24 protein-coding genes and 1 other RNA gene are annotated in these 26557 nt (G+C 56.5%); 15 read left to right on the top strand and 10 right to left on the bottom strand.

What is annotated here, in order from left to right; all coding sequences use genetic code 11:
- Nucleotides 1-7 precede the first annotated feature (7 nt).
- Nucleotides 8-1030, top strand: coding sequence for a type II secretion system F family protein (locus FHS21_RS03130; RefSeq protein WP_112526438.1), 1023 nt, complete (start codon nucleotides 8-10; stop codon nucleotides 1028-1030).
- Nucleotides 1031-1240: 210 nt separating this feature from the next.
- On the opposite strand, the gene FHS21_RS03125 is transcribed toward FHS21_RS03130, so the two are convergent.
- Entirely contained in the window at nucleotides 1241-2074 is an 834-nt protein-coding gene (locus tag FHS21_RS03125) for a tetratricopeptide repeat protein (protein ID WP_112526436.1), read from the bottom strand.
- A 132-nt stretch (nucleotides 2075-2206) separates the two neighbouring features.
- Here FHS21_RS03125 and FHS21_RS03120 point away from each other — a divergent pair, with 132 nt between their 5' ends.
- From FHS21_RS03120 to FHS21_RS03110, 3 genes are all read left to right on the top strand, one after another.
- Nucleotides 2207-3577: a leucyl aminopeptidase family protein gene (locus tag FHS21_RS03120; RefSeq protein WP_112526434.1), complete on the top strand. Its 1371-nt coding sequence runs from the start codon at nucleotides 2207-2209 to the stop codon at nucleotides 3575-3577.
- Nucleotides 3578-3643: 66 nt separating this feature from the next.
- Complete coding sequence (locus FHS21_RS03115) at nucleotides 3644-3994, top strand: MarR family transcriptional regulator (RefSeq protein WP_112526432.1); 351 nt, start codon at nucleotides 3644-3646, stop codon at nucleotides 3992-3994.
- Nucleotides 3991-4863 carry a C40 family peptidase gene (locus tag FHS21_RS03110; RefSeq protein ID WP_112526430.1) on the top strand — a complete coding sequence of 291 codons (873 nt, stop codon included), beginning with the start codon at nucleotides 3991-3993 and terminating at the stop codon, nucleotides 4861-4863. Before FHS21_RS03115 ends, FHS21_RS03110 begins: the two co-directional genes overlap by 4 nt.
- Nucleotides 4864-4900: 37 nt before the next feature.
- Here the strand turns inward: FHS21_RS03110 and FHS21_RS03105 are convergent, their stop codons facing one another.
- The 7 genes from FHS21_RS03105 to FHS21_RS03075 all read right to left on the bottom strand — a co-directional run bounded on the left by FHS21_RS03105 (nucleotide 4901) and on the right by FHS21_RS03075 (nucleotide 14350).
- Nucleotides 4901-5860 (bottom strand): 2-hydroxyacid dehydrogenase, encoded by a 960-nt coding sequence (locus FHS21_RS03105; RefSeq protein WP_112526428.1) that lies wholly within the window; start codon nucleotides 5858-5860, stop codon nucleotides 4901-4903.
- Nucleotides 5857-7482 (bottom strand): ABC transporter ATP-binding protein, encoded by a 1626-nt coding sequence (locus FHS21_RS03100; RefSeq protein WP_112526426.1) that lies wholly within the window; start codon nucleotides 7480-7482, stop codon nucleotides 5857-5859. The genes FHS21_RS03105 and FHS21_RS03100 overlap by 4 nt, the downstream gene beginning before the upstream one ends.
- Nucleotides 7479-8618: an ABC transporter permease gene (locus tag FHS21_RS03095; RefSeq protein WP_112526424.1), complete on the bottom strand. Its 1140-nt coding sequence runs from the start codon at nucleotides 8616-8618 to the stop codon at nucleotides 7479-7481. The genes FHS21_RS03100 and FHS21_RS03095 overlap by 4 nt, the downstream gene beginning before the upstream one ends.
- Complete coding sequence (locus FHS21_RS03090; RefSeq protein ID WP_112526422.1) at nucleotides 8618-9721, bottom strand: microcin C ABC transporter permease YejB; 1104 nt, start codon at nucleotides 9719-9721, stop codon at nucleotides 8618-8620. The genes FHS21_RS03095 and FHS21_RS03090 overlap by 1 nt, the downstream gene beginning before the upstream one ends.
- Before the next feature lie 30 nt (nucleotides 9722-9751).
- Nucleotides 9752-11623 (bottom strand): extracellular solute-binding protein, encoded by a 1872-nt coding sequence (locus tag FHS21_RS03085; protein WP_112526420.1) that lies wholly within the window; start codon nucleotides 11621-11623, stop codon nucleotides 9752-9754.
- Nucleotides 11620-13500 carry an extracellular solute-binding protein gene (locus tag FHS21_RS03080; protein ID WP_112526418.1) on the bottom strand — a complete coding sequence of 627 codons (1881 nt, stop codon included), beginning with the start codon at nucleotides 13498-13500 and terminating at the stop codon, nucleotides 11620-11622. Before FHS21_RS03080 ends, FHS21_RS03085 begins: the two co-directional genes overlap by 4 nt.
- Before the next feature lie 136 nt (nucleotides 13501-13636).
- A complete protein-coding gene (locus FHS21_RS03075; protein ID WP_112526416.1) occupies nucleotides 13637-14350 on the bottom strand; it encodes a c-type cytochrome in 714 nt (237 codons plus the stop codon).
- A gap of 260 nt (nucleotides 14351-14610) precedes the next feature.
- On the opposite strand from FHS21_RS03075, the gene FHS21_RS03070 reads away from it, so the two are divergent.
- Nucleotides 14611-15342 carry a 3-deoxy-manno-octulosonate cytidylyltransferase gene (locus FHS21_RS03070; protein WP_210283330.1) on the top strand — a complete coding sequence of 244 codons (732 nt, stop codon included), beginning with the start codon at nucleotides 14611-14613 and terminating at the stop codon, nucleotides 15340-15342.
- An 11-nt stretch (nucleotides 15343-15353) separates the two neighbouring features.
- On the top strand, nucleotides 15354-16217 hold the full coding sequence (locus tag FHS21_RS03065) for a prephenate dehydratase (protein WP_183660969.1): 864 nt from the start codon (nucleotides 15354-15356) through the stop codon (nucleotides 16215-16217).
- 3 nt (nucleotides 16218-16220) lie between these two features.
- On the opposite strand, the gene nudC is transcribed toward FHS21_RS03065, so the two are convergent.
- Together nudC and FHS21_RS03055 are read right to left on the bottom strand one after the other, a co-directional pair.
- Entirely contained in the window at nucleotides 16221-17162 is a 942-nt protein-coding gene (gene nudC, locus FHS21_RS03060; protein WP_112551059.1) for an NAD(+) diphosphatase, read from the bottom strand.
- Between the two features lie 52 nt (nucleotides 17163-17214).
- A complete protein-coding gene (locus FHS21_RS03055; protein WP_112526808.1) occupies nucleotides 17215-17619 on the bottom strand; it encodes an HIT domain-containing protein in 405 nt (134 codons plus the stop codon).
- A 69-nt stretch (nucleotides 17620-17688) separates the two neighbouring features.
- Between FHS21_RS03055 and ffs the strand changes: the two genes are divergently transcribed.
- From ffs to FHS21_RS03010, 9 genes are all read left to right on the top strand, one after another.
- Nucleotides 17689-17785: signal recognition particle sRNA small type (gene ffs, locus FHS21_RS03050), an RNA gene on the top strand.
- 109 nt (nucleotides 17786-17894) lie between these two features.
- The gene (locus tag FHS21_RS03045; RefSeq protein ID WP_112526408.1) at nucleotides 17895-19700 is read left to right on the top strand and encodes a DNA polymerase III subunit gamma/tau; all 1806 of its coding nucleotides are present in this window, start codon (nucleotides 17895-17897) and stop codon (nucleotides 19698-19700) included.
- A gap of 16 nt (nucleotides 19701-19716) precedes the next feature.
- A complete protein-coding gene (locus FHS21_RS03040) occupies nucleotides 19717-20040 on the top strand; it encodes a YbaB/EbfC family nucleoid-associated protein (protein WP_112526406.1) in 324 nt (107 codons plus the stop codon).
- Between the two features lie 432 nt (nucleotides 20041-20472).
- Nucleotides 20473-21078, top strand: coding sequence for a recombination mediator RecR (gene recR / locus FHS21_RS03035; RefSeq protein ID WP_112526405.1), 606 nt, complete (start codon nucleotides 20473-20475; stop codon nucleotides 21076-21078).
- 10 nt (nucleotides 21079-21088) lie between these two features.
- The gene (locus tag FHS21_RS03030; RefSeq protein WP_183660967.1) at nucleotides 21089-22333 is read left to right on the top strand and encodes a lytic murein transglycosylase; all 1245 of its coding nucleotides are present in this window, start codon (nucleotides 21089-21091) and stop codon (nucleotides 22331-22333) included.
- 106 nt (nucleotides 22334-22439) lie between these two features.
- Nucleotides 22440-23438 carry a glutathione S-transferase family protein gene (locus tag FHS21_RS03025; protein ID WP_183660965.1) on the top strand — a complete coding sequence of 333 codons (999 nt, stop codon included), beginning with the start codon at nucleotides 22440-22442 and terminating at the stop codon, nucleotides 23436-23438.
- A gap of 124 nt (nucleotides 23439-23562) precedes the next feature.
- A complete protein-coding gene (locus FHS21_RS03020; RefSeq protein ID WP_112526806.1) occupies nucleotides 23563-24114 on the top strand; it encodes a MaoC family dehydratase in 552 nt (183 codons plus the stop codon).
- A complete protein-coding gene (locus tag FHS21_RS03015; RefSeq protein WP_183660963.1) occupies nucleotides 24114-25274 on the top strand; it encodes a CaiB/BaiF CoA transferase family protein in 1161 nt (386 codons plus the stop codon). Before FHS21_RS03020 ends, FHS21_RS03015 begins: the two co-directional genes overlap by 1 nt.
- Nucleotides 25271-26404, top strand: a complete 1134-nt coding sequence (locus FHS21_RS03010) for an extracellular solute-binding protein (RefSeq protein WP_183660961.1) — start codon at nucleotides 25271-25273, stop codon at nucleotides 26402-26404. The genes FHS21_RS03015 and FHS21_RS03010 overlap by 4 nt, the downstream gene beginning before the upstream one ends.
- Nucleotides 26405-26557 lie beyond the last annotated feature (153 nt).

Genomic DNA, 26557 nt, shown 5'->3' with positions numbered 1-26557 from the left:
GAGATGCATGGTAAACGCCTTTGCTAAAGCCATCCAGGACCCGGCATTCATTTTCGCTATTCTGGTCGGGGTATCAATTTTCGCCACGCTCGTCACATTTCTCATGCCCATGCTGTCGGGGGCGGGCCTTAAAACGCGCATGAAATCGGTTGCTCTTGAGCGCGACCAGATCAGGTCGCGCGAAAGGTCACGTCTTGCTTCGGAAAGCGATAGCAGACGCAAGAACGGCAAGTCCCTGCGGCTAACGGAACGGCAAGGCGTACGCCAGTTTGTCGAAAGACTGGATCTGCAACGGGCACTCGCTGACGAAAAGACGCTCGCCGCGCTGCGCATGGCTGGCTTTCGTGGACAGAACGCTCTGAATATCTTTCTGGCCGCACGGTTTGGCCTGCCATTTATTACGCTCGCTCTTGCGGTTCTCTATGTTTTCGGTTTGGGCGGCCTTGCGGATAAATCGACGCTTATTCGGTTGGCGACGTGCTTTGCCGGCGCGTATGTTGGCTTCTATCTGCCAAATCTCTATGTGAGAAATGTTGCTGGTAAGCGAAAGCAATCCATACAAATGGCATGGCCCGATGCTCTGGACCTGTTGTTGATCTGTGTGGAGTCGGGAATGTCGATCGAAGCCGCTTTCAAAAAGGTATCGGAAGAGATCGGCGTTCAGTCGGGCGAGCTGGCTGAGGAGCTGGTCCTGACAAATGCGGAACTTTCGTTCTTGCCGGAGCGGCGCCAAGCCTATGACAATCTTGCGACCCGCACAGGTCTTGAAACCGTAAAGTCCGTGGTACAGGCGCTGGTCCAATCGGAGCGGTATGGTACGTCGATCGGCACCGCCTTGCGCGTTCTATCCGATGAGAGTCGCGAAATGCGGTTGATGGCGGCTGAGAAGAAGGCTGCAGCACTGCCGCCAAAACTGACAGTGCCAATGATCCTTTTTCTGCTTCCCGTGTTGTTCTGCGTCATTCTTGGACCCGCTGCCATTCAGATACAGGCTCAGGGTGGCATATTCGGCCCCGCAACGCCAAAATAACTGGGGCTGTTGGTATTGACGCTCTGACGGCCTGCAAATGGCGTTTTTCTGCGCGCCGGTACTCATGTACCTCAAAGTACGCTGCGTTCCGGTGCTCGAAAACCACCATTTTCGTCGCGTCAGCGCATGAATTTCAACAGCCCCCTGTGCCAATCGCTCACGAAAAAGCCACCTGACTGGGCGGCTGTTTTGCTGCGTCGGACGAAACGATCAGCTCTTGGGCTGCTTCTTGTCTTTCAGCATGTTCCATGAATTTTGTTGCGACAACATCGACCGCAGATATTGCACATTCGTCTGTGCCTGTTGGGGCGAGAGTTCCTGTTTGGCGATATTCTCGGCTTCGTCAAAACGCCCCTGCAGCCCAACGACAAGTGCAAGGTTCTGCCGCACGCGGCTGTCAGAGCCCTTCGCATTCACGGCCTGGCGCATATATTGTTCGGCAGTGGCCAATTCGCCGGATAGAACGTAGGACATACCCATATTGGAGAGGATCGAAGCTTCGTTTGGATTAATGATCAGTGCCTGCTTGTAGAGATCACGAGCCTCACCCGTCTTGCCCATTTGGTCGAGGATAGCACCTTCGGCCGAGAGCAGTTTCCAATCCGGGTATTCCGGCGTCTGGGCGCGGCGCAACGCGTCGAGAGCCGCGTCGAACTCGCCTGTGCTGGCGAGCGCTTTGCCATAGGCGGCGAGCACCTGGCGATCTTTCGGATAGGCAATAGCGAGGCTTCGCATCACGGCGAGGGCCTGATCGCTGCGGCCTGTCATGCGCAAGACAGTGGAAAAGTTCAGCGCCGCAGACCTGTCCTTAGGATTTGCTTCGTAGCGCTTGCCGAGGCTGGACGAAGCCTGCATCAGTTGTTCCTGGTTCATCTGATCGAAATTGCCAGCGGGAAGCGTGTCGGTGGTAGTAGCGGCCGGGATGATCGATCCTGTCGTCGTCTTGTCGGTGGTTGCGCAGCCGGAAATTCCGGAGGCCAACGCGACAATTGCAACAGCATAAATGAAGCGGCGATTACATTGAATAATGCCAACGCTTGTCATAGTTTGCCCCACCCGCAGCACAAATCACCTGTGCGTTAACCATTTCCTTGGCTTAGAAATATTCTGTTAACCCTAACGGACGGTTAATGACCTGAGGGCGCGATACAAAAGTACGAGCGAGAAGAGAACGTTATGGCTAGTGATATCAAAGTTGGAACAATGGCGGGCAGCAAGCCGATCTGGTTCGTGAAAAAAGGCGAATTGGAAGATGCCGGCCTCGATAGTGGCGCTCTCGCATGGGCCAAAGCCAATGGGTTTGATGGCCAGGCTGCCCGTGTTCTTGTTGTTCCGGGGGAGAACGGCGACGTTGCGGGTGCTCTGTTCGGCATTGGCAAGGACGATATTCGGCTCGTTGCCGGCAAGCTGGCCAGTGCGTTGCCAAAAGGGGACTGGTACATTGCGAGCCCAGTCAGCGAGCCAGATCTCACTGCTTTGGCGTTTCTCCTCGGAGGTTACAAATTTACGCGCTACACGAAAAAAGATGATGCTGAAGTCACGCTTTCGACACCCAAGGGCGCTGATGAGACGGATGTGAGACGGCTCGCCAAGGCCGTCATGCTGGCAAGGGATCTTATTAACACGCCGACCAACGATATGGGGCCCGTAGCGCTGGAAGCAGCGGTACGGAACGTTGCCGAGGAACACAAGGCAACGCTCAGCGTGATCAAGGGCGATGATCTATTGAAGAAGAATTTCCCCATGATCCACGCGGTAGGACGGGCAGGAAGCCAGGAACCTCGCCTGATCGATTTTGCATGGGGCAAGAAAAATGCGCCAAAGGTGACACTGGTCGGCAAAGGCGTTTGCTTCGACACAGGCGGTTTGGATATAAAGCCTTCGAGCGGCATGCTCCTGATGAAAAAGGATATGGGCGGGGCGGCCAACGTGCTGGCGCTGGCTGGACTGATCATGGATGCAAGGCTGCCGGTCAGGTTGCGTGTACTGATACCGGCGGTCGAAAATTCGATTTCGGCCAATGCGTTTCGCCCTGGAGACATATTGACCAGCCGCAAGGGCCTGACCGTCGAGATCGGGAATACTGATGCAGAGGGACGCTTGATCCTCGCGGATGCGCTTGCATTGGCTGATGACGACGAGCCAGAAATCCTCATCGATATGGCTACCCTGACCGGCGCAGCACGTGTCGCGCTGGGCCCGGATTTGCCACCATTCTACACCAATGATGATGGATTTGCTTCGGAGGTAGCCGCCTCTGCATACGCGGTTGCAGATCCCGTCTGGCGCATGCCCCTTTGGCAACCCTATGACGCCAAACTCTCATCCCGTGTCGCCGACCTCAACAATGTCACGTCCGATGGTTTTGCCGGATCGATCACTGCGGCGCTATTCCTGCAACGCTTCGTCGGCAAGGCGAAGGTCTGGGCGCATTTCGATATTTTCGGCTGGAACCCGGTGGAGAAGCCGCACGCTCCGATTGGAGGCGAGGCACAGGCTATCCGCGCACTTTACCATCTTCTCAAAGAGCGTTACCCGAGCAAATGATTGCCTTGCGTGCCTCGATGCAACGGCTAGAATGGAACGGAGCCGAAATGATCGCGGGTAACGTTCATGAATATAGAGCTGAGACCGCTTCAGGCACTGACATTGTGGAAGGAAATTGCGTTGTCGGAAGTGCGCGACGATGCCCACGATCTCACGATGCGGCAGCTGGCTGTGCTTCTTACGGTTTATCTCGAACCGCCGCCGCACACGATACGAGGTATGGCGGCAAAGCTCGGCGTAACAAAACCCGTCATCACCCGCGCTCTCGACACAATGGGATCCTACGGTTTGGTCGATCGACACCGCGATGAGAAGGACAAGCGCAATGTTCTCGTCAAGAGAACGGTAAAAGGTGCGCTGTATGTTGAACGGCTCGGCGACCTGATTATCGCCAAAGCAAGAGGATTGCCGCTTTGAAAGCTGAAACTGTAAATCTCGACAAGCGGCTGAACGCATTCCGGCCCGACCTTGCGGATGAAAGCTTGCGCGGTCTGGTTGAAGCGGAGCGATTCACCGCCGGCATGCCGATGCGCATCGCCGATCCAGTGGTCGACGTGCGCTCCGAACCGCGGGGCGACGCTGGTATCACCACACAGTTTCTCTACGGCGACGATGTGCTCGTCTTCGAAGACGACAATGGCTGGTGCTGGGTCCAGAACGAGCGCGATGGCTATGTCGGCTATGTGGTGGACACGACGCTGGACCTTCGCACTCATGAACCGACCCATATCGTCATCGCACCGCGGACCTTTGTTTACCCGGGCTCGGACCTGAAGTTCCCACGAACCAAAGCGCTGTCGATGGGCTCGCTTGTTGCGGTTACCGGCGGGCAGGAGAGGCGCAGCACGCTCTATGCCATGCTGCCAAGCGGCGAGGCGATCATCGCCAAACATCTCGTGCCCATAGACGAGGTGACGGATGATCACGTGGCTGTCGCAGAAACGCTTATGCACACGCCCTATCTTTGGGGCGGCGTTTCGGGATTTGGCATTGATTGTTCAGGCCTGATCCAGCTTTCACTGCTGATGACCGGCCAGGGCGTGTTGCGCGATTCGGATATGCAGGCGGCTTCGATCGGCGAGCTGATCGAACCGGACAAGGACTATCACAATCTGCAGCGCGGCGACTTCCTGTTCTGGACTGGTCACGCGGCGATGATGGCGAGCCACTCCATGGTGCTGCATGCGAGCGGCCATACGATGAGTGTCACCCTCGAACCGTTGCGCGAGGCTATCGAACGCATCGCCTATCTTTATGGCAAGCCGACTGCGGTGCGCCGGCTTTAGTTCTTCTTATCTCCCTCAAGGGAGAGATAATCGGTATCTAATATTGCGCGGCCTTGTCCACGATATTTTTGAGCGGCTCGCCACGCTCATAAGACTCAAGCTGCGCTATGATTTCCGGAACCAACGCTTGGGGGCTGGAACTTGCAGCCGCATGCGGCGTGATGACAACCTGCGGATGTGTCCATAGCGGGCTACCCTTCGGCAATGGCTCGGTTTTGAACACGTCGAGCGTCACAGCTGACAGCATGCCTCGATCAAGCGCGGCAAGGATATCGGGTTCGTTCTGCAAGCCGCCGCGACCGGCGTTGATCAATACCGGCGCACCAAGCGGACCCTCGGCCTTCATCTGTGCGAACATGCTCATCGACAGAATGCCTTTAGTCTCCGGCGTCAATGGCAGCAGGCAGACGACGATGTCCACATCCTTGAGGAAATCCTTCAGTCCGTCCTTGCCGAAGTGGCTTGTGACGCCCTCGATGGTTTGCAGGCGGCGGCTCCACCCGCTGACGCGGAAGCCGAGATTGCGCAATTTCTGCGCGGCATCGCGTCCAAGCACGCCGAGCCCCAGAATGCCAACCGTCACCTCGTGTGCAGCGGGCTGGCGTCGATCCTCATGCCAGACCTTCTGGGTCTGCTGCTGGCGATAGCGCAGGCCGAGCCGGTGATGGTCGAGCACCTGCCATACAACATATTCGCTCATGCGCATGGTGAGGTCCGGCGAAACAATGCGCACAATGGGAACATCCGGAAGCTGGTGATCATGGAAGATATGATCGACACCGGCGCCAAGCGAGAAGATGACCTCGAGGTTGGGCAGGCCCATGAGAGAGCCCGGCCGCTGTTTCCACACCAAGGCGTAACGAATCTTGTCCTTGGCCGTGTCGGCATCGAGCACAAGCTTGCGCGCTGGTGCGGCCTTGGCAAATTCGGTTTGCCAGACATCCGGGTCCCAGCCCGTCACCGCCAACAAGATTGTGTCATCCGCATTCCCAGTCATTCGCTCACCGCTCCCTGTTCGGCCGTTTCTATCCTGAAGGCCGCAGCCATCAGGGCTTTTGTATAATCGCTCTTGGGCCGTGCGAAGATTTCCTCCGAAGGGCCATATTCCACTGCCTTCCCATTGCGCATCACCAACACGTCATTGGCAAGTGCCTTGACCACCTTCAAGTCGTGGCTGATGAAGAGGTAAGCCAGATTATGCTTTTGCTGCAACGAGCGCAAAAGGTCGACGACCTGCGCTTGCACGCTCATATCTAGCGCGGACGTAGGCTCGTCCAACATGACGAAACGCGGGTTGAGCACCATGGCGCGTGCGATTGCGATGCGTTGACGTTGGCCACCGGAGAACTCGTGCGGGTAGCGGAAACGGTTTTCCGGATCGAGATTGACTTCTTTGAGCGCTGCGACGACGCGCGCATCCCGCTCACCCACTGAAAGCTTCGGCTCGTGAACCTGCAAACCTTCGGCAATAATGTCGGTAACCGACATGCGTGGAGAGAGAGAGCCGTAGGGATCCTGAAACACAATCTGCAATTCGCGGCGCAGTGGGCGCATTTGCTTGAACGAATATTGGTTGATGTCCTTTGTCCCGAAACGGATCACGCCCTCGGACGAAATCATGCGCGACAGGGCAAGACCAAGCGTCGTCTTGCCTGAACCGGATTCGCCGACGACACCGAGCGTCTGCCCGGCCCGGATCGTCACGTCGATGCCATCGACCGCCTTAACGTAGTCAACGGTTTTGCGCAGAAAACCCTGTTTGATCGGGAACCAGACCTTGAGGTTCTCGCCGCGCATCACCGGTTCAGCCGAAAGGTCGGCGGATGGCGGATTGCCCTTCGGTTCTGCCGCGAGCAGATGCTTCGTATATTCGTGCTGCGGATTGTCGAATATCTGCTTCGTTGGACCGGTTTCGACGATCTTGCCGCCTGTCATAACGCAGACGCGGTCGGCGATCTTGCGCACGATGCCAAGGTCATGGGTGATGAAGAGCATCGACATGCCCTGTGCGGCTTTTAACTCCGCAAGCAGTTTCAGAATCTGCGCCTGCACGGTCACGTCGAGCGCAGTGGTCGGTTCGTCGGCGATCAGCAGCTTTGGCTTGTTGGCAAGCGCCATGGCGATCATCACGCGCTGGCGCTGCCCGCCGGAAAGCTGGTGCGGATAAGCGTTCATGCGCTTTTCCGGCTCGCGAATGCCAACTTCCTCCAGCAGTGCCAGAGTGCGCTGACGCGCCGCCTTGTCGCCCATGCCCTGATGCAATTTCAGCACTTCGCTGATCTGCTTCTCAATTGGATGAAGCGGATTGAGCGAAGTCATCGGCTCCTGGAAGATCATGGTAATGTCGTTGCCGCGGACCCGGCGCAGATCATTTTCATCCTTGTCCAGAAGGTCCTCGCCATTGAACAGGATCTGGCCCGACGGATGTGATGCGGGCGGATAGGCCAGCAGCTTCAGGATCGACAGGGCCGTCACCGACTTGCCGGAACCGGATTCTCCAACCAGAGCGACCGTCTCGCCGTGAGCGATATCGAAAGAAATACGATCGACCGCAAGAGACTCCTTGCCGTTCTGGGTGAAGGCGACTGACAAATCGCGTACTGAAAGTAGAGCGTTCATTTGAAAGCCTTGCGCGGATCGAACGCGTCACGTGTCGCTTCACCGACGAAAATCAGCAGCGACAACATCAGCGATATGACGATGAAACCGGTGAGACCGAGCCACGGCGCTTGAAGATTGTTCTTGCCTTGCGCCAGTAGCTCACCAAGCGACGGGGATCCCGGCGGAAGGCCAAAACCTAGAAAATCAAGCGATGTCAGCGTTGTGATCGATCCATTGAGAATGAAGGGCAGGAACGTCAAGGTGGTCACCATTGCGTTTGGCAGCAGGTGTCTGAACATGATGGTTCGATCGCGCACACCGAGCGCGCGGGCTGCATTGACGTATTCAAAATTGCGGGCGCGGAGGAATTCGGCCCGCACGATGCCGACGAAGCTGACCCACGAGAACAACAACATGATGCAAAGCAGAATCCAGAACCCTGGCGGCAGGATCGAGGCCATGATCAGGAGCAGATAAAGGGTTGGAACAGAGGACCAGATCTCGATGAAGCGCTGGGCGATGAGATCGAGCCAGCCACCGAAATAGCCTTGTAAGGCGCCGGCGGTAACGCCGATGACCGCCGAGGCGGCTGTCAGGATGAGGCCAAACAGCACCGAGATGCGGAAACCGTAAAGCGCACGGGCGAAGACATCGCGTGCCTGATCGTCGGTGCCGAGAATGTTCAAATTGCCAAAGGTGCAATTCGGATCGTTGACCCCTTGCGGATAACGGGCGCAGCGCTCTTCGGGCGTAAATAGCCAATAGGGTTTCGACGGCGCCGTATCGGGCAACTCGTTGTTGACCGTGCGGTAGGAATAGCGGACCGGCGGCCAAATCGCCCAGCCATTGGCATTGATCTCGTCCTGAATTACTGGGTCGCGATAGTCAGTGACCGCATAGAAGCCGCCGAACTTTTCCTCAGGATAATCGACCAGAACCGGAAAGAGGATTTCGCCTTTATAGGAAACGAGGATTGGCCTGTCGTTGGCAATGAACTCGGCGAACAGCGAGGCAATGAACAGAAACAGGAATATCCACAGCGCCCACCAGCCGCGGCGGTTGGCCTTGAAATTCTGCCAGCGGCGCGCATTGAGCGGCGACAGGCGTGGACGCCGAACCGGGATGGCGGGTGCGCGTAAAACCTCGCTCGTCATCAGACGTCCCTCCGCTCGAAATCGATCCGCGGATCGATCCATGTATAGAGAAGATCGGAGAGGAGACTGACGACGACGCCGACAAGCGCAAAGATATAGACCGTGGCTATCACCACGGGATAGTCGCGGTTGATGATCGATTCATAGCCCAGCAATCCCAGTCCATCGAGCGAGAAGATCGCCTCGATCAGGAGCTGGCCGGTGAAAAAGATTGAAATGAAGGCGCTCGGAAAGCCGGAAATCACGATCAGCATGGCGTTGCGGAAGACGTGGCCGTAGAGGATCTTGCGCTCGCTGAGCCCCTTGGCGCGCGCCGTCGTCACGTACTGCTTGCGGATTTCGTCGAGGAACGAGTTCTTGGTAAGCAGCGTCGTTGTGGCAAAGGCGGAAAGCAGCATCGCGGTCAGCGGCAGTGCGAGATGCCATGCATAGTCGACGATCTTACCGAAAAGCGAGAGCTGCGAGAAATTGTTCGAGGTCAGCCCGCGCAACGGAAACCAGTCGAAGAACGAGCCGCCTGCAAAGAAAACGATCAGCATGATGCCAAAGAGAAAGCCCGGGATCGCATAGCCGACAATGATGATGCCGCTGGTCCATATATCGAAGGTCGAGCCGTCCTTGATTGCCTTGCGTATGCCGAGTGGAATCGAGATCATATAGGAGAGCAGCGTCATCCATAGGCCAAGCGATATGGAGACGGGGAGCTTTTCCTTGATGAGATCGATGACGCTGATGTCGCGGAAATAGCTCTTGCCGAAATCGAAGCGCACATAATTCCACATCAGAAGACCGAAGCGCTCCAAGGGAGGCTTGTCGAGGCCGAATTGCTTTTCCAGACTGGCGATGAATGCGGGGTCTAAGCCCTGTGCACCGCGATATTTTGAGTTACCCTCGCCAAGGCCAAGCTGATCCTGGCTCTGACCGAAATCTGTACCGCCACCGCCGATGCGGTCCATGGCATTGCCGCCTTGGCCGGTCAGCTGGCCGATAATGCGCTGTACCGGGCCCCCTGGGACAAATTGTACGATGACGAAGCAGACAAGCAAAACTCCGAACAGTGTCGGAACCATCAAAACGAGACGGCGAAGGATATAGGCTCCCATCAGGAGCTCCCTCTCAACATCGCTAAAATATCAAACCTTGCCAATTGCCTTCGCCTTTGCTTCGTCGAGCCACCACAACGTCTCAACCGGAAAACCGTAATCGGGTTTCGGCTCCTTGAAGCCGAACATGTCCCAATAGGCGATCGGATGATTCGCTGCGTACCAATTTGGAATCCAGTCGCGTCTTATACGCAAGAGTCGATCAAGAACACGCAAGATTGAAATCAATTCCGTACGGGAGTGCGCCTCGCTGACTTTCGCGATAAGCGCATCGATAACCGGGTCGGCAGTGCCGGGAAAATTCCACGAGCCGGCTACGCTGGCGGCCTTCGACCCGAACATGATCTCTAGAGATTCACGCGTTGGGGTGGCATCGAGCATATAGGCGATGCCCATCATGTCGAAATCAAAATCCTGCAGGCGCAGTTGATATTGCGAGGGATCGACAAGGCGCAAAAAGGCATTGATGCCTATTGCCTTGAGATTGTTGATGAAGGGCGAATATACTCGCGTGAAAACCTCGGCTTGAATGAGCATTTCAACGTTCAGCGGTTTGCCTCCCGCATCGACCAACTGGTTGCCCTCTCGCTTGAACCCGGCCTGAGTCAGAAGCTCGGAAGCACGGCGCAGATTCTTGCGGTCGCGGCCTGAACCATCTGAGGGAGCCTGCAATAGCGCTTCGTCGAAGATGGCTTCGGGCAGCTTGTCGCGAAACGGCTCCATGAGTGCCAGTTCTTCGGGCGAAGGCTTTCCGGAGCTGAGAAAATCCGACTGTTCGAACAGCGATTGTGAACGGTCGTAGCGACCATAGAACAGGTTTTTCTGTGTCCATTCGAAATCGAAACACAAGGCGATGGCTTCGCGAACACGCGGATCGCGGAAATGTTCGCGGCGCTGGTTCAGCGCCCAAGCCTGCATTTGCGGGCGTTTCTCACCGGAAAAGTCGCGCTTGATGACACGCTTTTGCTGGATTGCCGGAAAATCATATTCCGTCGCCCATGTCTTGGCGGTGGATTCGAGACGAAAGAAGATATCCCCTTTCTTGAAGGCTTCGAATTCCGGCTGGCGGTCGCGGTAGAAATCGATCCTGATCCGGTCGAAATGGTTGAAGCCGCGCATGACCGGCAGGTCTTTTCCCCAGTAATCCGCGACACGCTCATATTCGATACGCTGGCCGACCGAAACGTTGCCGACCCGGTAAGGTCCCGAAGCAAGCGGAGCTTCAAGCGTCGAGGCATCGAAATCGCGCGTGGCATACCAGGTTTTTGAGAGAATTGGCATGATACTGGCGATGTCGAGAATGGCGCGGTCGGAATGCTTGCCGCTGAAGCTGATACGCAGGGTGTGATCGTCGACGGCAACGATCTCCTTCATCTCGGTCAGCAACAACAAAAGCGAAGGGTGGCCCTTCTTCTGTATCGTCTGATAGCTGAAAACCACATCATGCGCGGTGAGGGGCGAGCCATCGTGGAACCGGGCTTCGTGGCGTAGTTTGAAGGTGAACGTATTGCGGTCGCCGGAGACAGTCACTGTTTCCGCCACCAGCCCATATATGGAGTCTGGCTCGTCCAGTGCGGTTTCCATCAACGTATCAAAACATAGCTCCATGCGCGGCGGCGCGTCGCCCTTGGGCGAGAAGCTGTTCAGCGTATTGAAGGTCTGAGTCGACTGGTTGAAAAACCAGCTCCATGGCGAGAAGGCGAAGGTGCCGCCTTTGGGGGCATCGGGACTGGCATAGTCGAAATGTGTGAAATCCTTGGGATATTTCAGCTCGCCAAATGCTGAGAGCCCATGCAGAGGCACATCGGTCGCGACTTCCGACAGTGCAAGGCGCGGCGCCACCGTCGTCAGGATCGTCGCGCTTGATAATTTCAGTACATCGCGGCGGGTAAGTCGCGTCATTCGGCGCGCGCCTTCAGGGCTTGTTCCTTGGCGGTATCGATCCACCACGAGAAAGGGTCGATTCCGGTATATTCAGGCTGCTTCTCCGGCATGCCGAACTTGTTCCAGTACGCAATTTTGATTCTGTCGTCATACCATTGCGGGACCACGTAATAATTCCAGAGCAGCACCCGGTCGAGCGCATGCGTCGCGGCCACAAGCTCATCACGATCCTTTGCGAAAATCACCCGATCGACCAGCTTGTCGACAGCCGGGTTCTTGATGCCCATGTAATTACGACTTCCCGGCGTATCCGCTGCGGCCGAACTCCAGAAGTCGCGTTGCTCGTTGCCTGGCGACAGACTTTGGGCCATGACGACGTTTGGTGTTGTGATATCAAAATCGAAGTCGTTGAGCCGGGACGTGTATTGTGCGCTATCCACGACGCGAATCTGTGCGTCGATACCGAGCTTGCGCAGATTTACCATGAACGGTCCGATAAAGCGTTCAGCCGAGGGATCATCCGCCAGAAACTCGATGGTCAATGGCTGTCCCGTTTGTGTATTGACGAGCTTTCCATTCTTCTGGTCGTAACCGGCCGCTTTCAGAAGTTGAACGGCATGGCGCAGATTGTCCCGCTGCGATTGCGGCGTGTCGTAGACCGGAAGCTTGAATTCCTTGGTGAAGACTTCTTCAGGCACTTGCCCCTTTACAGTCTCCAGGATTTCAAGCTCCTTACCGCTCGGCAATCCGCTGGAAGCGAGCTCGGACCCGGCAAAATAGCTGTTAATGCGCTTATACTGGCCAAAGAACAGATTCTTGCTCATGCTTTCAAAATCATAGGCCCAGTTCAAAGCCTCGCGCACTTTCGGATCCTTGAACTTGTCGCGCCTTGTATTGATCAGGAATCCCTGCATGCGGCCCGACGAGCGGAGCGGAAACATCGCCTTGATAACGTCACCGCGCGCAACAGCGGGAAAATCATAACCGCGCATCCAGCGGCCAATGCTCGCTTCGCCTCGATAATCCTCAAAGCCGCCCTTCTTGAAGGCCTCCCAGGAGGCATTCTGGTCGCGGAAGTATTCATAGCGGATATGGTCGAAATTATTGCGGCCGACATTGACTGGGAGGTCCTTGCCCCAATAGTTTTCGACACGGCTCCAGACAATCGTTTTACCCGGAACGACGCTCTCGATCTTGTAGGCCGAAGATCCAAGGGGGATCTCCATTGTCGGCTTGGTAATATCGCGCTTCTTGCCGGAAGCGTCTGTCCCTTCCCACCAATGCTTGGGAAGGACGACAAGATCGCCCATGATATTCGGCAGTTCCCTGTTGCCGCCGCTCGTAAAAGTGAAGGTTACCTCGCCGTCGCCAGTTTTTTCGGCCTTTTCAACGTCGTGGTAATACTTGTTGTAAAGCGGGCTTTGCGCCTTCAAGACGTTGAAGGACCAGATCACGTCGTCGACTGTAATGGGTTCGCCATCGTGCCATTTCGCGGCGGGATTGAGCTTGAACTTGACCCAGGAAAAGTCGTCGGGATAAGCGACGGATTGAGCGATCAGTGGATAGTTTGTTCCGACCTGATCAAGGGATTGACTCATCAATGTATCGTAGAGCTGGCCGCCTCCCAATGCTCCCAATCCTGAAGCGGGCGTACCTTGGACAACGTAAGGATTTAGGCTGTCGAAACTACCCTCGCTGGTCTGGTTGAGCGTTCCGCCCTTGGGTGCATCCGGATTGACATAGTCATAGTGCTTGAAGTCGGCACCGTATTTCAGCTCGCCTAGGAGACTTGTCCCTGTCCGCCATTCCGGTTCTGCGGCCTGAGCTATCTGGACGGTGCCAGCGGTAGCGATGGCAAGGAGAGCGAGGCTGGCAACGAAGGGGCGAAATCGCAAATCAAATCTCCACAGGTTCTCTTTGCTGGTAGTCTAAGAGAAAATGCGGCAGAGAACAGGCCTCCACCGAAAAAACCCAGCCAAGAACGCAAAAAGCCGGGCACTGGGCCCGGCTTATCGCGAAATGGCTATTAAATCAGTTGGCGGGTGCTGGAGCGGCTGGAGCTGGAGCAGCAGGTGCTGCCCCATCGGCTGGCTTTTCACCTGCGGGCGCAGCGGGAGCAGCATCTTCAGCCGGCTTGGCCGCCGCATCTGCGGGTTTTGCCGCATCGCCTGCAGGTGCAGCCGCCGCATCGGCAGTTGGCAGCGGCTTTGGACTATCGGACAGCGTGCGCAGATAAGCGATCAGATCGGCACGCTCATTGTCCTTCTTGTCGCCGGCGAAGCCCATGGCCGTGCCTTTGATGTAGCCCTTCGGCGAGGTCAGGAAGTGGTTGAGGTGGTCATAGGTCCACTTTTCCTGGCCGCCCTTGGAGAAATCCTTGATGGCGCCGGAATAGCCGAAGCCCGGATGGGTCGCGATCGGACGGTCGACAATATCCCAGAGATTGGGACCAACCTTGTTCGGGCCATCCTTTTCACCGGTGTGGCAAGCCTGGCAGCGCTTGAAAACCGCTTCGCCGCGTGTCGCATCGGCAGAAGCGAGAAGCGTTGCAATCGGCACAGCCGCCGCAGGGGCGGCTTCACCGCCTGCGCCGCCAGCTTCGGGCTCGGCGGCCTGGATAATATAACCGGGCTTTTCAGGTGCGTGAGAATCGAAAAAAGCATCGGACAGGATGCCTGCCGACATGACAACGAAAACGGTTGCCAGAAACGCCATGGCATATTTGTTGAATGCGCTCGATTCCATCGTCGATCATTGCTCCACTTGTGTCCTGTTCAAGTACACTGAATACAAAGTCGATAGCGGCGCTTGCTCGTGCAGTGCCGGAGCTTTGTGTTCAGCTTACTTGCTTAGGTTCTCAATATCTGGTCAATGCAGATCGCTGCATTTTTCGACAAGAGTCCCCTCGTGATCGCGCGGAAACTAGGTCTTTTACTCCAGACTTGCAACACATATAAGGGCGGTTCTGCCTGAGACTTTTTGACACCGTAGGCGTGTTTGCAATGATGAAAATACTGACACTTATACCGGCGAGAATGGCTTCGACCCGGCTCCCGGACAAGCCGCTGGCCGATATCGCCGGCAAGCCGATGATCGTGCACGTGGCGGAACGGGCGAGGGCTGCGGGACTTGGCCGCACCGTGGTCGCAACCGATAATCTCGATGTCAAAGCGGCGGTCGAAGCGCACGGGCTCGAAGCGGTGATGACGCGCAATGATCACGAATCCGGTTCCGACCGCATTTATGAAGCATTGCTTGCCCTCGATCCCGACGGCAATGTCGACGCGGTGGTCAATGTTCAGGGTGACCTGCCGACCATCGAGACGGAAATCATAAAGCGTGCACTGCTACCGCTGCAGAATGGTCCCGCCGACATAGGCACGCTCGGCGTCGAAATCCGGCGCGAGGATGAGAAGACCAATCCAAACGTCGTGAAGATCATTGGCTCGCCCACGGGGAAAGACCAACTGCGCGCGCTGTATTTTACCCGCGCGACCGCGCCTTGGGGCGAGGGGCCGCTCTACCATCATATCGGGCTTTACGCCTATCGCCGCGCCGCTCTCGAACGTTTTGTCGGCCTCGGACCATCGCCGCTGGAACGCCGCGAGCGGCTCGAACAGTTGCGCGCGCTGGAGGCTGGCATGCGGATCGATGTGGAAATCGTTGATTCGGTGCCCCTTGGCGTTGATACGGCCGAAGACCTCGAACGCGCACGAGACATTCTCACCTCTATATAAGGCAGTCTATCATGGCAAAGACCAATCGCATCTCTTTCCAGGGTGAACCTGGCGCGAACTCCGATACGGCGTGCCGCGACATGTTCCCGGATATGGAACCGATGCCGTGCCCGACATTCGAGGATGCGTTCAACGCGGTCGAAAGCGGTGCGGCAGATCTCGCAATGATCCCTATCGAGAATACGATCGCTGGTCGCGTCGCCGATATCCATCATCTCCTACCGGAATCTCGCCTGCACATTGTCGGAGAATACTTCCTGCCGATCCATTTTCAGCTAATGGTGTTACCGGGAACGAAACGTAACGAGATCACCTCGGTCCACAGCCATATTCATGCACTCGGCCAATGCCGAAAGTATATTCGTCAGAACGGCTGGAAGCCGGTGATTGCCGGTGATACGGCGGGAGCGGCGCGCCTCGTTGCGGAGGTCAAGGACAAGACGATGGCTGCACTGGCGCCGCGGCTTGCATCCAGTTTATATGGCCTCGATATCCTCGAAGAGGACGTGGAGGACACTGAAAACAATGTCACGCGCTTCGTGGTTTTGACCAAGACCAAGAAGTGGGCGCCGCGTAGGTCCGACGAACTTATGATGACGACCTTCGTTTTTCGCGTTCGAAATGTTCCTGCTGCGCTCTACAAGGCGATGGGCGGTTTTGCCACCAATATGGTCAACATGACGAAACTCGAGAGCTATCAGATCGACGGCAAGTTCACCGCAACCCAGTTTTATGCCGACATCGAAGGCCATCCAGACGACAAGAATGTCGCGCATGCCCTGGACGAACTGGAATTCTTCTCCAAGGAAGTGCGGATCCTCGGTGTTTATCCCGCCGATACGACTTTCCGCAGTGCGCAGGGTGAGGAAGAATAGGGCCTAAACTCCGCTCTGCACCCAGCTGCGAATGAGGTGCGCAGCGATAGCACCTGGCGGCGGGGTCATCAGCCCGTCAGGATGGCTGCGATCGAGCATCGCGACAACTTCCTCGCGGGAGAACCAGCGCCCATCCTCAAGTTCGGCCTTGTCCAGCGTGAACTCGTCGGAGAGTGCCTCCGCGTGGCAGCCAATCATTAGTGAATAGGGGAAGGGCCAGGGTTGGCTGGCGTGATAGAGCACGCGGCCGACCGGCAGGTTCGTTTCCTCGAACGTCTCGCGGCGCACGGCGTTTTCGATCGTTTCACCTGGTTCGATGAAGCCCGCGAGGCAGGAATACATGCCCGGGCCGAAGTGCGCACCGCGTGCCAGAAGACACTTGTCTTCGTGTACTACCATCATGATCGCAACCGGGTCAGTGCGGGGAAAATGCTGTGCCTCGCAATTGGGACAGGTGCGCCGGTAGCCTCCATCGCGCATCACGGTTTCAGTGCCGCACCGGCCGCAGAACTTGTGATTCTCGTGCCATGTCAGCAACGAGACGGCCTGCGCCATCGCGCCAAGCTGGTCTGGCGGGACGAGGCCTTGCGTATAGACGGAACGGTAGTCGAAAGCCTTGATCGAATCCGGCAAGGCTGCAAAATCAAAACCGCTGATAGAAGCAAGAATCGGTACATCGTCCTGCGTACCGAGATAAATGGTCTTGTCCGGGGCAGGTAACAGTGCTGTTGCATCTGGCAGACTGAATAGCGCACTGCCCGTGTCGCCACCCATAACCAGCACTTGGCCCTGGCCCGTGAGCAGGATGCGAGCGTTGGCGTTGGCAAGTGCAGTGGCCACCACATCGTCGTTGCGCTTTTCTGAATGGCGGTTGATCCTGTTTCCGGCAAAGCCGACGAAATGGCTTGGCTCCATATCCGGAGCATCAAAGAGGCGAAAAGGCATGGGATGGAACTCCAGAGAGCCTCCGGCGTGGGAAGCCAAGTATGTTGAGTAATTAGATAGCCTTCAGTATGGCGTTCGCAAAGGCCTTTGCTTCTTTTTCCTCATAAGGCTCGCGCTGCCCAAAGCCCCAGACTGGCCCGGGCCAGGCGGGATCGCCGCTGTTACGAGCAATGACATGCAGATGCAGCTGCCGGACAATATTCCCGATGGCGGCTGTGTTAATTTTTTCGCAGTCCACCACGGTTTTCAGCGCCTGCGCGGCGATTCCCGCCTCGAAGGTGAGCATCGTCTGATCGAGCGGGGTCATTTCATGGATCTCGCAAATATTCGGGCGCTGTGGAACCAGGATGAGCCATGGCCAGCGGCGGTCATTCATCAGGCGCAGGTCACAGAGACCCAGTCTCGCAATGGAAAACGTGTCTGCTGCAAGCTTGCTATCGAGTTCGAACATCATGATTTGCGACAAATAGCAGTTTTTTCGGCTGTACGCTTGCTTTTTGCGTGCGAATTGCCGATATGAGCCTCGGGAGGTTGGTGGTGGACGAGCCACTCGCCAACCGGGTCAGGTCCGGAAGGAAGCAGCCCCAACGAGCCAGGCACGGGTCGCCGTGCCAGCCTCCCACCCTTTCTTCTTTGTCACCTTGCCTGTGCCAAAGCCGTTATCGGCATTGACGCTGCGGTGCATGGCGGTCCAAACTTGCGCAACGCGAGTAGACCAAAAGCAGGAGCGGAATGAACACCATGGCAGACAGCGCCTATCGCGTGCTCGCCCGCAAATATCGCCCGCAAAATTTTGACGATCTGATCGGCCAGGAGCCGATGGTTCGTACGTTGACCAATGCGTTCGAGACCGGCCGCATTGCGCAGGCATGGATGCTGACCGGGGTCCGCGGAGTCGGCAAGACGACGACTGCACGTATTCTCGCGCGCGCGCTCAATTATAAGACAACTGACATCGACAAGCCGACGATCGATCTTTCTGTGCCGGGCGAGCATTGCCAGGCGATCATGGAAGGTCGCCATGTCGACGTGATCGAGATGGATGCCGCTTCGCACACGGGTATCGACGATATCCGCGAGATTATCGAGCAGGTGCGCTATCGTCCCGTTTCTGCGCGCTACAAGGTCTACATCATCGACGAAGTGCACATGCTCTCCAATCAGGCCTTCAACGGCCTGTTGAAAACGCTCGAAGAACCGCCGCCCCATGTAAAATTCATCTTTGCCACCACGGAAATCCGCAAGGTTCCGATTACTGTTTTGTCGCGCTGCCAGCGCTTTGATCTGCGCCGTATCGACACAAGTCTCCTGATCGGGCATTTGAAGAAGATTGCCGGCCTCGAAACAATTGCGGTCGACGATGCATCGCTCAGCATGATTGCCCGGGCGGGCGAAGGTTCGGTGCGCGATTCGCTCTCAATCTTCGATCAGGCCATTGCCCACGGCGCGGGCACCGTTGATGCCGAGGCCGTCCGTTCAATGCTCGGTCTTGCCGATCGGGCTCGCATCATCGACTTGTTTGAAATGCTGATGCGCGGCGACGTTGCATCTGCCTTGCGCGAATTTCGGGCGCAATTTGATGTGGGTGCAGACCCGAGCGTTGTGCTGACCGATCTTGCCGATTTCAATCATCTGGTGACGCGTATCCGCTTCACGCCCGACGTGGCCGATGACATTTCCCTATCGGAGGATGAGCGGCTTCGCGGCAAGGATTTTTCAGAGAAACTTTCCATCCGGGTGCTGTCGCGCACCTGGCAGATGCTGCTCAAAGGGATAACCGAAGTCGACAATTCCAGCCGGCCCGTGCAGGCAGCGGAAATGCTGCTGATCCGGCTTGCCCATGCTGCCGACCTGCCGACGCTGGACGAGGCGTTGAAATCGCTGGAGGAGGGTGGACTGCTTACCGCTCAGGCTCCGCGCAGTGATGGCCCGCGTCCCGGAAATGGCGGTGGAGCCGTGGCACGCTCTACCGACGCGATCGCTTTGGCGCGCGGTGCGATCAGCTCCAATAGTGGCGCCACAATGCGTCTGGTCGAACCTGCTGCAAGGTCCGAGCCGATCGCTCCGCCAATAGTTGAAGAGCAGGCTCCGACGGTGCCAGTCAACAGCATCGAGGATATAATCGCGCTGGCGGAAAAGCAGCGTGACATGCAGTTCAAGATCATGGTCAAGAACTGTGTGCGGCTTGTCAGCATCAGGCCCGGGCGGCTTGAAATCAATTTAACGGAGAATGCACCGAAGACGCTTTTGACGGATGTGTCGCAGAGGCTGAGCGACTGGACCGGCATTCGCTGGATGGTTTCGCTTTCGCGCGAGCAAGGCGATGCGACGATCAACGAGACCGAAACGGCAAAACGCGATTCACTTTTGAGCGATGCAAGGTCAGATCCGGATGTTGCGGCCATCCTGTCAAGATTTCCGGGCGCGAAGATTATAAATGTGCGCATCGCGGCGCCAGCCGGACAGGCGGACAGCGAAATGATCGAGGGTGCGGCTACCAGTGGTGATACACTGGCACCCATCGAAGAAGACGATTGAACAACAGGAGTTTTCCATGCGTGACATTATGGGCATGATGAAACAGGCCAAGGAAATGCAGGCCAAGATGGCGGCCATGCAGGAAGAGATTTCTGCTCTTGAAGCGGAAGGCCAAGCGGGGGGCGGCCTCGTTACAGTAAAGCTCTCCGGCAAGGGCGCGCTGACCGCTCTCACCATTGATCCGTCGCTATTCAAGGAAGACGATATCGAGGTTATCGAGGACCTGATCATCGCGGCGCACAACGAAGCCAAGACGAAGGTCGAGGCGATTATGGCCGAGAAAACGCAGGCCCTTACCGCCGGATTGCCAATCCCGCCCGGATTCAAGCTGCCGTTTTAGCCACTCTGGCGGCAACCACAAGTTTATTGGAAAAGACACGTGTATCGACTATATTGCCTTTGGAGTGGGGAACGAGCTGTCGCCCGTCCCCCCCTCCCTTATATGAATTGAACCCGGATTGTCAGTGACCAGCTGCTCCGGGTTCTTTTCATAATGAGGGCAACACTAAACGGAAATCTCCGCATAGTTTACCTCCAAGTTCGATGGCAAGGCCTGTTGCCGCAGTCGGGTGGCCTATCCTCCCGATGCACCGGCTGGCACGATGCTGTTGCTTCACCTTCGAACCATTGGCGCAAGTGCACCCTATCCCGATCATGGACATACTGAAGGTTGGCAGCAACGCATGCAGGGTTGTGCTTTTCAGCAGCGTATTCGCTACAGTTGTTGCGCGTCCTGATTCCCTAAAGTGCTAAATTGCTCTACACCCACGCTATGTCGAAACGAATCGCCGGTCCCGAAATTGAGCGTCTGATCCAGCTCCTGGCCAAAGTGCCGGGCCTCGGGCCACGTTCGGCGCGCCGGGCCGCACTGCATCTCATCAAGAAGAAAGAAGCACTGCTGATACCGCTTGGCTCTGCCATGCAGGATGCCGCTGAAAAGGTGCGCATCTGCTCGATTTGCGGCAACGTCGATACATCTGATCCATGCATGATCTGCACCGATCCTCGGCGGGAGCGAGCGACATTGATCGTCGTAGAAGATGTTTCCGATCTTTGGGCACTGGAGCGTGCCGGGTCTATGAACGTGCGCTATCACGTGCTTGGCGGGCGTCTGTCGCCCCTGGATGGCATCGGGCCGGACGATCTCAATATCGCATCGCTGGTCGGACGGGTGGCGGAAGGCGAGATCAAGGAGGTAATCCTTGCGGTCAACGCCACCGTCGAGGGCCAGACAACAGCACATTATATTACGGACCAGCTCTCAGGGCTTGATATTCGCGTCACTCGGCTCGCCCATGGCGTCCCTGTTGGCGGCGAGCTCGACTATCTCGACGAAGGAACATTGACCGCCGCGCTGCGGGCTCGAACATCGCTGTAGGGAGAACGTTTTGATCACAGGCCTGGTGAAATATGCCATCGTATTGATTGGAGTGCTTCTGAGTTCTTCAGCGTTTGCCGTATCGAAGGTCGAGGTCGAATCCCAATTTGAAACCTGGTTGGCTAATGATCTCTGGCCAGAAGCCAAGTCAAAAGGCATTTCCAAGACGGTTTTCGATCAGGCTTTCTCGGGTGTCTCTTTGAATTTTGAACTTCCCGACCTCGTAATGCCGGGTGAAAAACCACAAACACCGAAGAAGCAGACTCAATCCGAATTCGGTTCACCCGGCAAGTATTTCAATGACAAGACGATCAATGCGGTTACGTCAGGCGGGACCGCGCGGGCCGGCCAATATTCGCGCATCTTGAAGGCAGTCGAGGCGAAATATGGTGTGCCGGGTGAGATCGTCCTTGCGATCTGGGGGCGCGAAAGCGGCTACGGCAGCGTCAAAATTCCCAACAACGCGTTTACCGTGCTCGGCACCAAGGCTTTCATGGCTACGCGCAAGGATATGTTCCGCGAAGAGCTTATCGCCGCACTGGAGATCGTTCAAAGAGGATATATCGGCGCCGGCAGCATGAAAAGTTCCTGGGCGGGCGCCTTGGGCCAGCCGCAGTTCATGCCGAGTTCATATCTCGAACACGCCGTAGACTTTGACGGGGATGGCAAACGTGACATCTGGAATTCTGTACCCGACACGCTTGGTTCGATCGCGCACTACCTTGCGCAATATGGCTGGCAGAAGGGCCGTGACTGGGGTTACGAGGTCAATGTTCCGGCTAATGTCAGCTGTGCGCTGGAAGGTCCTGACCAAGGCAAGCCTTTTGCGGCGTGGGAAAAACTCGGCATTACCCGCGTCAACGGCAAGCCATTTCCTTCCAGCGAGACCAAACGTGAAGGCTTTCTGCTGATGCCTGCGGGACGGCACGGCCCTGCATTCATCGTCACCAGGAACTTTTATGTGATCAAGGAATACAACATGAGTGATCTCTATGCGCTGTTTATCAGCCATGTCGGAGATCGTATCTCGCACGGCGCAACGGGCTTTTCTGCCGGTTGGGGCGATGTTGGTGGACTTTATCGTTCGGATATCGCGGGTCTACAGCGAATTTTGGAAAAGAAAGGCTATGATGCGGGTGGCGCGGATGGCTTTCCCGGTTTCAAGACTCGTCGCTCAATTGGTGATTGGCAGGCAAAACAGGGCCTGGCGCCTACCTGCTTTCCCGATAAGGATTTGATCGCCGCGATCAGGTGAACCAACTGTCGCGGGTGCAAATACAGTCTGTCAAAGCTTGCGCGGTTTGCAACCGGGCGGCGAAATGCGATCCTGACCAACAATTCGAATGTCAGGAACAAATCAAATGCCAGCTTTGGTCAACGGAAAATGGGTCGAGGGCGAAGTAGCCGCCAGCGAAATGAAGGACGGAGCATTCCACCGCGAGGCGACGCACTTCCACGGCTGGATTACAGCCGATGGTGCCCCGGACCCTCAAGGGAAACCGACATTCCCGGCCGAACCCCATCGCTATCAGCTCTTCGTCTCGTATCTTTGCCCATGGGCGTCCCGGACTCTGATTTTCCGTAACCTCAAAGGCTTGCGCGACATAATCCGTATTTCCGTCGCCGAACCTGCCATCGGCGAAAATGGCTGGACTTTCGCCAAGGAGCAAGACGCAGGGCCTAAGGCGCCGCCGATCCGTTATCTGCATCAGCTCTATACCGCCAGCGAGCCTAACTATACGGGCAAAGTTTCAGTACCGGTGCTTTGGGATCGCACAGAGGGACGGATCGTCAACAACGAGTCCGCTGATATCATTCGAATTTTGAATACCGCCTTCAACGGCTTGACCAGCGATCGCCAGGATTTCTATCCAGAGCAGTTGCGTCCCGAAATCGATAAATGGAACGAGCTTATCTACGAGAATATCAACAATGGCGTTTACCGCGCCGGTTTTGCCAAGACTCAATCGTCCTACGAAGAAGCTGCGACGGATGTCTTCAAGGCGCTGGACAAGGTTGAGGCGCATTTAGCCGATCATCGATATATCGCTGGTCACCATTTAACCGAAGCGGACTGGCGCCTGTTCGTGACGCTGGTGCGCTTCGACGCTGCCTATCATGGCGCGTTCAAATGCAATCTCCGCTGTCTGAAGGATTATCACAATCTTTCCAACTATTTGCGCGAGCTCTACCAGTGGCAGGATGTGCGCAGCACCGTGAGGATCCACCATATCAAGGCGGGTTACTACTCCATCGCACACGTCAATCCGACCGGCATTGTACCCATCGGGCCCCAAATTGACTTCGAAGGTCCCCACGATCGCGAGCGGCTATTGGGCGAGGGTGTCATTCACAGTTAGAATTTAACGCTTCCTGCACTTGTCATCTGTACCCATATGTGAAAAGATTATTCACAAGAGAAGATATCGGAGAATGGCGCGTGAGATTGCAGAGGCAACATCTGCTGGCTGGGGCCTTGCGGCCATGACCGATTTTGCACCCGGCATCGGCGTCTCCTCCACTCATCCGAAAAACATGCCGGAAGACCATGCCGCGCTGCCCGTGTGGAACGCCGAGAACTGGTTTTACGAGGATTGGCCGGTGGGGCAGAAGATACGATCACTACGCCGGACAATAGCTGAGAGCGATAGCCACCTATTCAACATGCTGGTTACCGACATTCACCCCTATGTGCAGGACCAGATGTTTGCCGAGAGCGAGGGCATCTTCGGCAAACGGCTTGTTGCCGGTGCTTTCGTGTTTTCTGCGGGCCTAGGACTCGTGGCAACCAACTGCGTCAACGCCTTTTCCTATGGTTATGACAAGTTGCGTTTCATCAAGCCAGTCTTTCTCAATGACACGATCTACACGATCCGTACCAATCTGGATAAGCGCCCGCGCTACGAGGAGTTGGGCCTGATCCGAGCGAGCTATGAAGTGTACAAGAACGAGGGTGAACTCGTTCTGTATTGCGAGCATTTGCAGACCGTAAAGTACCAAAATCCTGCCGATTTCGTTGGAAAGACTGAGAAATAATGACTGCCGATAATGAATTGCCGTTGGCGGGCCTGCTTGTCGTCGATATGAGCCAGTTCCTGTCCGGGCCTTATGCTTCACTGCGCTTGATGGATCTTGGCGCTCGTGTCATCAAGGTAGAGAGGCCTGATGGAGGTGACCTCTCCCGCCGGCTTTATTTGAGCGATACGGAAATTGGTGGCGACTCGACCATTTTCCATGCGATCAACCGCGCCAAGGAAAGCCTCGCGATTGACCTGAAAAACGAGGCCGATCTTGCGGCCCTGAAATCATTGCTCGCCAACGCCGATGTGCTGATCCAGAATTTCCGTCCTGGTGTCATCCAGCGTCTTGGCCTCGACTACGAGGCGGTGAAGACAATCAACCCGCGTCTCGTCTATGCCAGCATTTCCGGCTATGGCGATGAAGGCCCATGGGTTTCTCGCCCGGGTCAGGATCTTTTGGCGCAGTCCCGTTCCGGACTGATGTGGCTGAACGGCGATGAGAGCCAAGGGCCAGTGCCGTTTGGACTGGCGGTGGGCGATATGCTGGCGGGCGCGGCAATCGTGCAGGGCATTCTCGCCTGTCTTGTCAGGCGCGGCATCACTGGCAAGGGCAGCCACATCGAGACAAGCTTGATGGAATCGCTCATCGACTTCCAGTTCGAAGTTTTGACCACACATTTGAACGATGGCCGGCGCCTGCCAAAACGTTCGGATTTCCGCAGTGCCCATGCCTATCTTTCCGCACCCTACGGCGTCTACCACACGAAGGACAGCTATCTGGCGCTCGCAATGACCCCGCTACCCAAATTGGCAGACCTTCTCTCGCTCGATGATCTGGCGCCCTACCGCGACAGCCCGGCAACATGGTTCACGGCGCGCGACGAGATCAAACGCATTATCGCTGCCCGGCTCGAAACCGAGACCACCGACCATTGGCTCGCCATTCTCGAACCGGCGGACATCTGGTGTGCCAAGGTGCTGAACTGGGAAGAGCTTCTGGAGAGCGAAGGCTTCAAAGTTCTCGACATGTTGCAGACCGTGGAGCGCGACGACGATGTTTCGATCCTCACCACACGCTCGCCCATACGGGTTAACGGCCAGCGTGCGAAGTTTGATCGGGCCGCTCCGCGCATCGGCGAACACAGCGAGGCAATCCGCAAAGAGTTTGGCCTATGAGCGCGATCAAGCTCAAAGGCATGACATGGAGCCATCCTCGCGGCTATGACCCGATGGTGGCGTGTTCAAAACTCTGGAAAGAACAGACCGGAGTCGAGATTGAATGGGAAAAACGTTCGCTGCAGGATTTTGAGTCCTTTCCTGTCGAGGAGTTGGCGCGGAAATATGATCTGATCGTCATCGATCATCCGCATGTCGGCCAGATCACAGCTGAAAATTGTCTCGCACCGCTCGATGTGACGGGACGTGAAGCAGAGCAACAAGCGCTTTCCGCCGGAAGCGTAGGGCAGTCCTACCCGAGTTATCATTGGCAGGGAAGGCAATGGGCGTTTCCAATCGATACCGCGACGCAGGTTTGTGCGTGGCGGCCCGACCTGCTCGAAGATTCGCCAGCAAGCTGGGACGAGGTAATGGGTCTGGCCAAGGCGGGCAGGGTCCTGTTGCCGCTGCGTCCTCCCCACTCGCTGATGACGTTTTATACGTTGAGCGGCAATCTTGGTTCACCGTGTGCAGTCACCGGGCAACTGATTGATCTTGAAAGCGGAATACGTACTTTCGAAATGATGCGTGAAATTGTGGCGCTGATTGATCCCGCGTGCTTCGAAATGGACCCCATTGCGGCACTGGAGAGGATGGGCGAGGCCGGTTCGCACATTGCCTGTTCGCCATTGATCTACGGCTACGTCAATTATTCCATCGATGGTTTCAGGCCCAATCTCGTCGCCTTTGCTGATATTCCCGCCGCGGGAGATGATGGTCCTGCCGGCTCGGCGCTGGGCGGCACGGGCATCGGTGTTTCGGCTTTTTCAGCAAATCGCGCCGCGGCTATCGATTTCGCGTACTGGATTGCCGGAGGCGAGGTGCAACGAGGGCCATATGCGTCAGAGGGTGGTCAACCGGCTCATACCGACGCTTGGGAAGACGAAACTGTCAATAAGGCGACGACAAGCTTCTACGCGGCAACGCGCAAGACGCTTGAAGCTGCCTGGGTGCGCCCACGCCATAAAGGTTACATGGACTTTCAAGAAGCAGCTTCAGGTAGGCTCAATGCGGGGCTTTTGCAGCGCCACGCTGCGCGGAACGTCATCGACGATCTGAACGCACTATTCCGACAAAGTTTTGCCGGGTAAGACGTCTCTTAGGTGTGCCGCCGCATTTGACCTGCGCGTCCATATCGTCCTGGACAAATACCGATGCCTTGCTGGCACTCAGGCGGATTGATCTGGGTTGGTTCGGGCTGGCGTGGAGTCCACGTTGCGTAGGAGCCGCACCCGGCCAAAACA

It is taken from the genome of Phyllobacterium trifolii (genome assembly GCF_014192095.1).
GTDB lineage: Bacteria > Pseudomonadota > Alphaproteobacteria > Rhizobiales > Rhizobiaceae > Phyllobacterium > Phyllobacterium trifolii.
This window is presented reverse-complemented; position numbering and strand designations above follow the sequence as displayed.